We start from the raw sequence: 6,124 nt of genomic DNA on the forward strand, positions 1-6,124 counted from the left end.
ACGATGGCGATTACACTTGACCAGACGATCAGACAGAAGCAACGGAGCTGGTTTGCAACGATCCTGGGCGGCCAGACATTCTGGGTTCTGATCGCGGTCATTCTCGCCTGCATTTTTCTGTCGATGGCGACAGACTCCTTTGCAACGGCAAAGAACATCTACAACATCACCCGCAACGTCACGTTCGTCGCAATTATCGCGCTGGGCATGACGCTGGTCATCATCACCGGCGGCATCGATCTGTCCGTTGGCTCCGTGCTTTGCCTGTGCAGCATGGTACTGGCGGTCGTCATGCACGCGGGATACAGCATTGAAGTCGGCATCGCCGCCTCGATCGGTACTGCTCTTTTGGTCGGAGCTTTCAACGGGCTGTTGATTGCCTATCTCGGCTTCCCGCCTTTCGTCGTTACGCTCGGCATGTTGTCGATTGCGCGCAGCCTTGCGATGGTTGCGTCCAACAATACTGTTGTTTTCCAGTTCGGGCCTGATCACGACAAACTGCTGGCGCTGGGTGGCGGCGCCTGGCTTTTCGGTATCGCCAATCCAGTGCTTTACATGGTCGTGCTGGCACTCATAACCGGTTTTGTGCTGCGCTGGACTAAGTTCGGCCGCTATGTTTTTGCCATCGGCGGCAATGAGCACGCAGCGACGCTGACGGGCGTTCCCGTGCAGAGGATCAAGGTCATCGTCTACATGATTTCCGCCCTATCCGCGGGGGTTGCCGGCATCATCCAAACCGGTTGGCTCGGCGCAGTCACCACAAATATCGGCGCCGGGATGGAACTTCAAGTTATCGCCGCTGCGGTTATCGGCGGCGCCAACCTGGCTGGCGGCGTCGGCACCGCCTTTGGGGCGTTGATCGGAGCCGCGCTCATCGAGGTGATCCGCAACAGTCTTGGCCTGCTCGGCATCAACGCCTTCTGGCAAGGTAGCTTTATCGGCGGTGCAATTGTCCTTGCCGTTCTTTTCGACCGAATTCGCAACTTGCGACGCGACGAATAGGCGAACCCCGGTCTCAGATCCTCAAGCCTCCGGGACGGCATGATAAACTATGTGAGGCTCACCTGAGTGAAGCCTACCGGGCGAACATCTAGCCGTCGCCATTGCGTAGAGGCAAGTGGAAACACGCTTGCCTTGGCGCTGGGTCGCTTGTGCGTTACTGCAGGCTCCCGTCCCCGCCGCGGTCGGCGGCTTTGAAGTCCGCCATAACCCTATTCAGAAACTCGTTCTGGCTGACCTTGCCGTCACTGTTGGCGTCCGTGGTGGAGAACTGCTGGACAGTCAGGACTCCGACAACTTCGTCAGAGTTCAGATTGCCGTCCTTGTTCTTATCCAGGCCCGCGAAGGCCGACGTCATGAAGGTTTGATATTCAGATCGGTCGACCGCTCCATTCTTGTCACGATCGAGCCGGTCCATTTGGCCTTGGTTCATGGCCACCGGTTGACTCTGCGCGACGGCTGCAATGGCGGCAAAAAAAACGAATCCCGTCAGTAGGGCTACTCTTTTCATCATCCCGACCTTCCGCATCAATGACATGTCAAGGCACTGCCGCCCGCGGCGCCCAGCGTGGCGCCGCCGCCAACGGCCCAAAGCTGTCCAGTCCCCGAGCCAATGGTCGCGCCAAGCAATCCGCCGACGACCGCGCCGCCGACCGTGCCAGCGATGCAGCCGAACTCGTTGCTGCGCCCTCCTTGGGACGTCGCAGCGGATTGGCAGCCAGACAAAGCAAGGCAGCCTAAGAGAGTAAGACCTATGGTGCACTTGGTCATTTTTTCCTCCAGTATATCCATTCACGTTTAAGACAAACAGGCGGAGGCACCGTTGAGCGGCGGCGGTCGAAAACAATCTGCGGGTATGTTCCTCATCTGCGGGAGATTCTCCGCCAATCAGAAGCAACCCACAGGCAAAAACATGCAGAGCGCGCGCCAAAGCTGCAACAATACTGTTAAATACTACCACTGCGCATGGCTGAAGACAACACCGGGGCGCCTGTCTCCGCCGTTGATGTCCTGCCGAAGCGAGATCAGCCCGCTGGTTTCAATCCTCCAAGACCGCTCCTGTCCTGCTGGGGCGGTCGCCGGTCTGCCTTCCGGCCGCGAAGCCGGCGCAACACAGCACGTCAAACTGTTCCCTGGGTGCGTCGCCCGTAGGTCAGTCGCCGGCTCGTACGGCAGATCGGCCTTTTGAGCGATCTTTGCCGCCCCTTAACACAAAAAGCCGGAAAGGATTGCTTGGGTTGGCAGGTTTTATCCCGTTCACTGCGCTTGACCTTGCCCCCAAGTTTTATCCAGCTTTGAGTTCGCTCCAGCGGTTTTGGGTTGCTGTAATTGCGGCGGTAGCGGCGGGTTGCGGTGCGGAGCCATTTCGGCTGCGCAGCACCGCATCACGTCGCGGGTTGATGGTCTGAGCGAACTCGGCAGGTGTCATCCTGCCGAGTCCAGAGTGCGGTCGGTGGTCGTTGTAATCGCTGCGCCAGTTTGAAAGCGCTGATCGAGCATGGGTCAGTGACGAGAAGAGGGTCTCATTCAGGAACTCGTCTCGCAGCCGCCCATTGAAGCTTTCGATGAAGGCGTTCTGGATCGGCTTGCCGGGCGCGATATAGTGCCATTCCACCTTGGCCAGGTCCGTCCATCGCAAGATCGCGTTGCTGGTGAACTCGCTGCCGTTGTCACAGACTATCATCCTGGGTTTGCCACGCTCCTCGATGATCCGGTCAAGCTCTCGCGCGACGCGCAGGCCGGAAAGCGATGTATCGGCGACGAGCGCCAAGCACTCCCTCATGCGATCATCGACAACGGTCAAAATCCGCAACCTGCGCCCATCGGTGAGTTGATCCGACACGAAGTCCAGCGACCAACGATCATTGGCCGCCATCGGGACAAGCATCGGTGCTCGTGTGCCGATCACTCGCTTGCGACCGCCGCGCTTGCGTACCGTCAGCTTCTCCTACCGATAGAGCCGGAAGAGCTTCTTGTGGTTCACGAGGTGTCCCTCGCGCCGGAGCAGCACATGAAGGCGTCGATATCCAAAGTGGCGGCGTTCATGCGCCAACGCCTTCATTCGCGCGCGAAGCTCATGATCATCTTCGCGCTTGGTCTCGTAACGGATCGTCATCCGGCAAACGCCGATGGCTTTACACGCCCGCCGTTCGCTCATCCGATGTTGGTTCATCAGATGGGCGACAGCATTTCGCTTTGCTGCAGGCGTCACCACTTCTTTCCCAAAAGGTCTTTTAAAGCAGCGTTATCGAGCATGGCATCCGCCAAAAGCCGTTTCAGCTTCGTGTTCTCGTCCTCCAGCGTCTTCAGCCGCTTGGCTTCGGACACGTCCATGCCGCCGAACTTGGCTTTCCACTTATAGATACTGGCATCGCTGACACCGTGCTTGCGGCAAAGCTCCGAGACCGGCGTGCCCGCCTCGTGCTCCTTCAGAATGCCGATAATCTGTTCGTCTGTGAAACGGTTGCGCTTCATCCCCTGGTCCTCTCAATGGGCCAGAGCTTACTTCAAAATGGATTATTTCACCGGGGCAAGGTCACGCTCAGCCTTCAGGTTACGGAGATCTTAGCTGCCGACGCGCTACGCTTGCCAGCGAAGATGCAGTCTTCGCGCCGACGATAACTGGTCGTGGTATCGGGGAAGATAGGAAAGCTTGGTTGCGGGGGCAGGATTTGAACCTGCGGCCTTCAGGTTATGAGCCTGACGAGCTACCGGGCTGCTCCACCCCGCGATATTTCATTCCGGACGTTGTGCCCGGGAGCGATGTCAGGCGTAGCCTGACGAGGTGAGGCCGTTAAGAGATCGATCCGGTGGATCGATCTTAGGCCGAACGGGCTGCTCCACCCCGCGTTATCCAGGCGACACTTGTGTCGTCCGTCCAGGTCTTTTGCCTGTTGGCAAAAGACCGATTGCGCAAATCCGTAGGATTTGTCGCGGCTACGCAAAGCGCTTGCGCTTTGCGGATTGTTGCCGAGCAAATTGCGAAGCAATTTGTCTCGTGTTCATGATATAGGGCGCTAAAGACGAAAGGCCGCTTTGGAAGCGGCCCTTTGTATCGGCTTTGGGCCGTTGGTTTCGTTCAGAGAAGATTGTTGTCGATTTTGCGCATGTTGCTTTCCGAAGCTTGTTCAGCTTCGGGCACATGCGTTTTTCACGAGTTGCGTTTAGCAGACCTGGCAGCGACCGACTCTCCCGCGTCTTAAGACGAAGTACCATAGGCGCTGGGGCGTTTCACGGCCGTGTTCGGAAAGGGAACGGGTGCAGCCACCCCGCCATAACCACCAGGTCAGCGAAGCGCAACTTGTGTGAGAAGCTGGTTCACTGAGCGACTAATAAGTAGTCGTCAGTGATTGGTTTTGAACACGTCTTACCTTTCGCGAGGCACCGTCGGAGCAAAGCTCCGCAAGCGCAAAGCGCGTCGCCGGTTGTCCGGCGCGCCGTCCGCAGCGCCTATGGCGCGTGAGGACAGAAGGTCAGGCTCATCGAACTACCGGACGAATGCGGTGCATTCGCCGGGCGATGAGCATAGTCAATGAGAACGATCAAGCCAATCGAGCTATTAGTACCGGTAAGCTTCATGCGTTGCCGCACTTCCACACCCGGCCTATCAACGTGGTCGTCTTCCACGGCTCTGATAGGGAACACTCGTTTCCAGGTGGGTTTCCCGCTTAGATGCCTTCAGCGGTTATCCCGTCCATATATAGCTACCCTGCTATGCCCTTGGCAGGACAACAGGTCCACCAGAGATATGTCCATCCCGGTCCTCTCGTACTAGGGACAGATCCTGTCAATATTCCTACACCCACGGCAGATAGGGACCGAACTGTCTCACGACGTTCTGAACCCAGCTCACGTACCGCTTTAATTGGCGAACAGCCAAACCCTTGGGACCTGCTCCAGCCCCAGGATGCGATGAGCCGACATCGAGGTGCCAAACAACCCCGTCGATATGGACTCTTGGGGGTCATCAGCCTGTTATCCCCGGCGTACCTTTTATCCGTTGAGCGATGGCCCTTCCACGCGGGACCACCGGATCACTATGACCGACTTTCGTCTCTGCTCGACTTGTCAGTCTCGCAGTCAGGCGGGCTTATGCCATTGCACTCGACGACCGATTTCCGACCGGTCTGAGCCCACCATCGCGCGCCTCCGTTACTCTTTCGGAGGCGACCGCCCCAGTCAAACTACCCACCATACACTGTCCCGGACCCGGATAACGGGCCGCGGTTAGACATCCATGACGATAAGGGTGGTATTTCAAGGATGGCTCCACAGAAACTGGCGTCCCTGCTTCAAAGCCTACCACCTATCCTACACATGCCGACACGAATGCCAGTGTAAAGCTATAGTAAAGGTGCACGGGGTCTTTCCGTCTGACCGCAGGAACCCCGCATCTTCACGGGGAATTCAATTTCACTGAGTCTATGTTGGAGACAGCGGGGAAGTCGTTACGCCATTCGTGCAGGTCGGAACTTACCCGACAAGGAATTTCGCTACCTTAGGACCGTTATAGTTACGGCCGCCGTTTACTGGGGCTTCGATTCAAAGCTTGCACCTCTCCTCTTAACCTTCCAGCACCGGGCAGGCGTCAGACCCTATACGTCGTCTTGCGACTTCGCAGAGCCCTGTGTTTTTGATAAACAGTCGCTACCCCCTGGTCTGTGCCACCCCATCATACTTGCGTAAAATGGGGTCACGCTTCTTCCGAAGTTACGCGTGCAATTTGCCGAGTTCCTTCAACATAGTTCTCTCAAGCGCCTTGGTATACTCTACCTGACCACCTGTGTCGGTTTCGGGTACGGTCTATACGGTGGAGCTATTTCCTGGAACCGCTCCGCTGCCCATCCAATCCAATAAGAATGAACAACTTGTGCGATCCGTCACTTCCACCAGGCCCACGAATATTAACGTGGTTCCCATCGACTACGCGTGTCCGCCTCGTCTTAGGGGCCGGCTAACCCTGCTCAGATTAACTTTAAGCAGGAACCCTTGGTCTTTCGGCGAGAGGGTCTCTCACCCTCTTTATCGTTACTCATGTCAACATTCGCACTTCCGATACCTCCAGGAGCCCTCACGGGTCTCCCTTCATCAGCTTACGGAACGCTCCGCTACCACTCCTCAAAGA

The 6,124-nt window shown here is 57.2% G+C and carries 3 protein-coding genes, 1 tRNA gene, 2 rRNA genes and 1 pseudogene (1 of these 7 running past the window's edge); 1 reads left to right on the forward strand and 6 read right to left on the reverse strand.

The features are described 5' to 3' along the window. Nucleotides 1-3: 3 nt before the first annotated feature. The gene (locus KQ933_RS17555; RefSeq protein ID WP_216756057.1) at nucleotides 4-1,002 is read left to right on the forward strand and encodes an ABC transporter permease; all 999 of its coding nucleotides are present in this window, start codon (nucleotides 4-6) and stop codon (nucleotides 1,000-1,002) included. 154 nt (nucleotides 1,003-1,156) lie between these two features. Here KQ933_RS17555 and KQ933_RS17560 read toward each other — a convergent pair whose 3' ends face one another. The 6 genes and pseudogenes from KQ933_RS17560 to KQ933_RS17585 all read right to left on the reverse strand — a co-directional run. Next, nucleotides 1,157-1,510, reverse strand: coding sequence for an EF-hand domain-containing protein (locus tag KQ933_RS17560; RefSeq protein WP_216758941.1), 354 nt, complete (start codon nucleotides 1,508-1,510; stop codon nucleotides 1,157-1,159). 17 nt (nucleotides 1,511-1,527) lie between these two features. Continuing rightward, on the reverse strand, nucleotides 1,528-1,770 hold the full coding sequence (locus tag KQ933_RS17565) for a hypothetical protein (protein WP_216756058.1): 243 nt from the start codon (nucleotides 1,768-1,770) through the stop codon (nucleotides 1,528-1,530). Between the two features lie 514 nt (nucleotides 1,771-2,284). Beyond that, nucleotides 2,285-3,474 (reverse strand): annotated as a pseudogene (locus KQ933_RS17570) (IS3 family transposase). A gap of 179 nt (nucleotides 3,475-3,653) precedes the next feature. Continuing rightward, nucleotides 3,654-3,730, reverse strand: a tRNA-Met gene (locus tag KQ933_RS17575). Between the two features lie 440 nt (nucleotides 3,731-4,170). Continuing rightward, a 5S ribosomal RNA gene (gene rrf, locus KQ933_RS17580) occupies nucleotides 4,171-4,285 on the reverse strand. 252 nt (nucleotides 4,286-4,537) lie between these two features. Further along, nucleotides 4,538-6,124: ribosomal RNA gene (locus tag KQ933_RS17585) — 23S ribosomal RNA — on the reverse strand (it continues 1,300 nt past the right edge of the window).

This window comes from Rhizobium sp. WYJ-E13 (assembly GCF_018987265.1).
GTDB lineage: Bacteria > Pseudomonadota > Alphaproteobacteria > Rhizobiales > Rhizobiaceae > Rhizobium.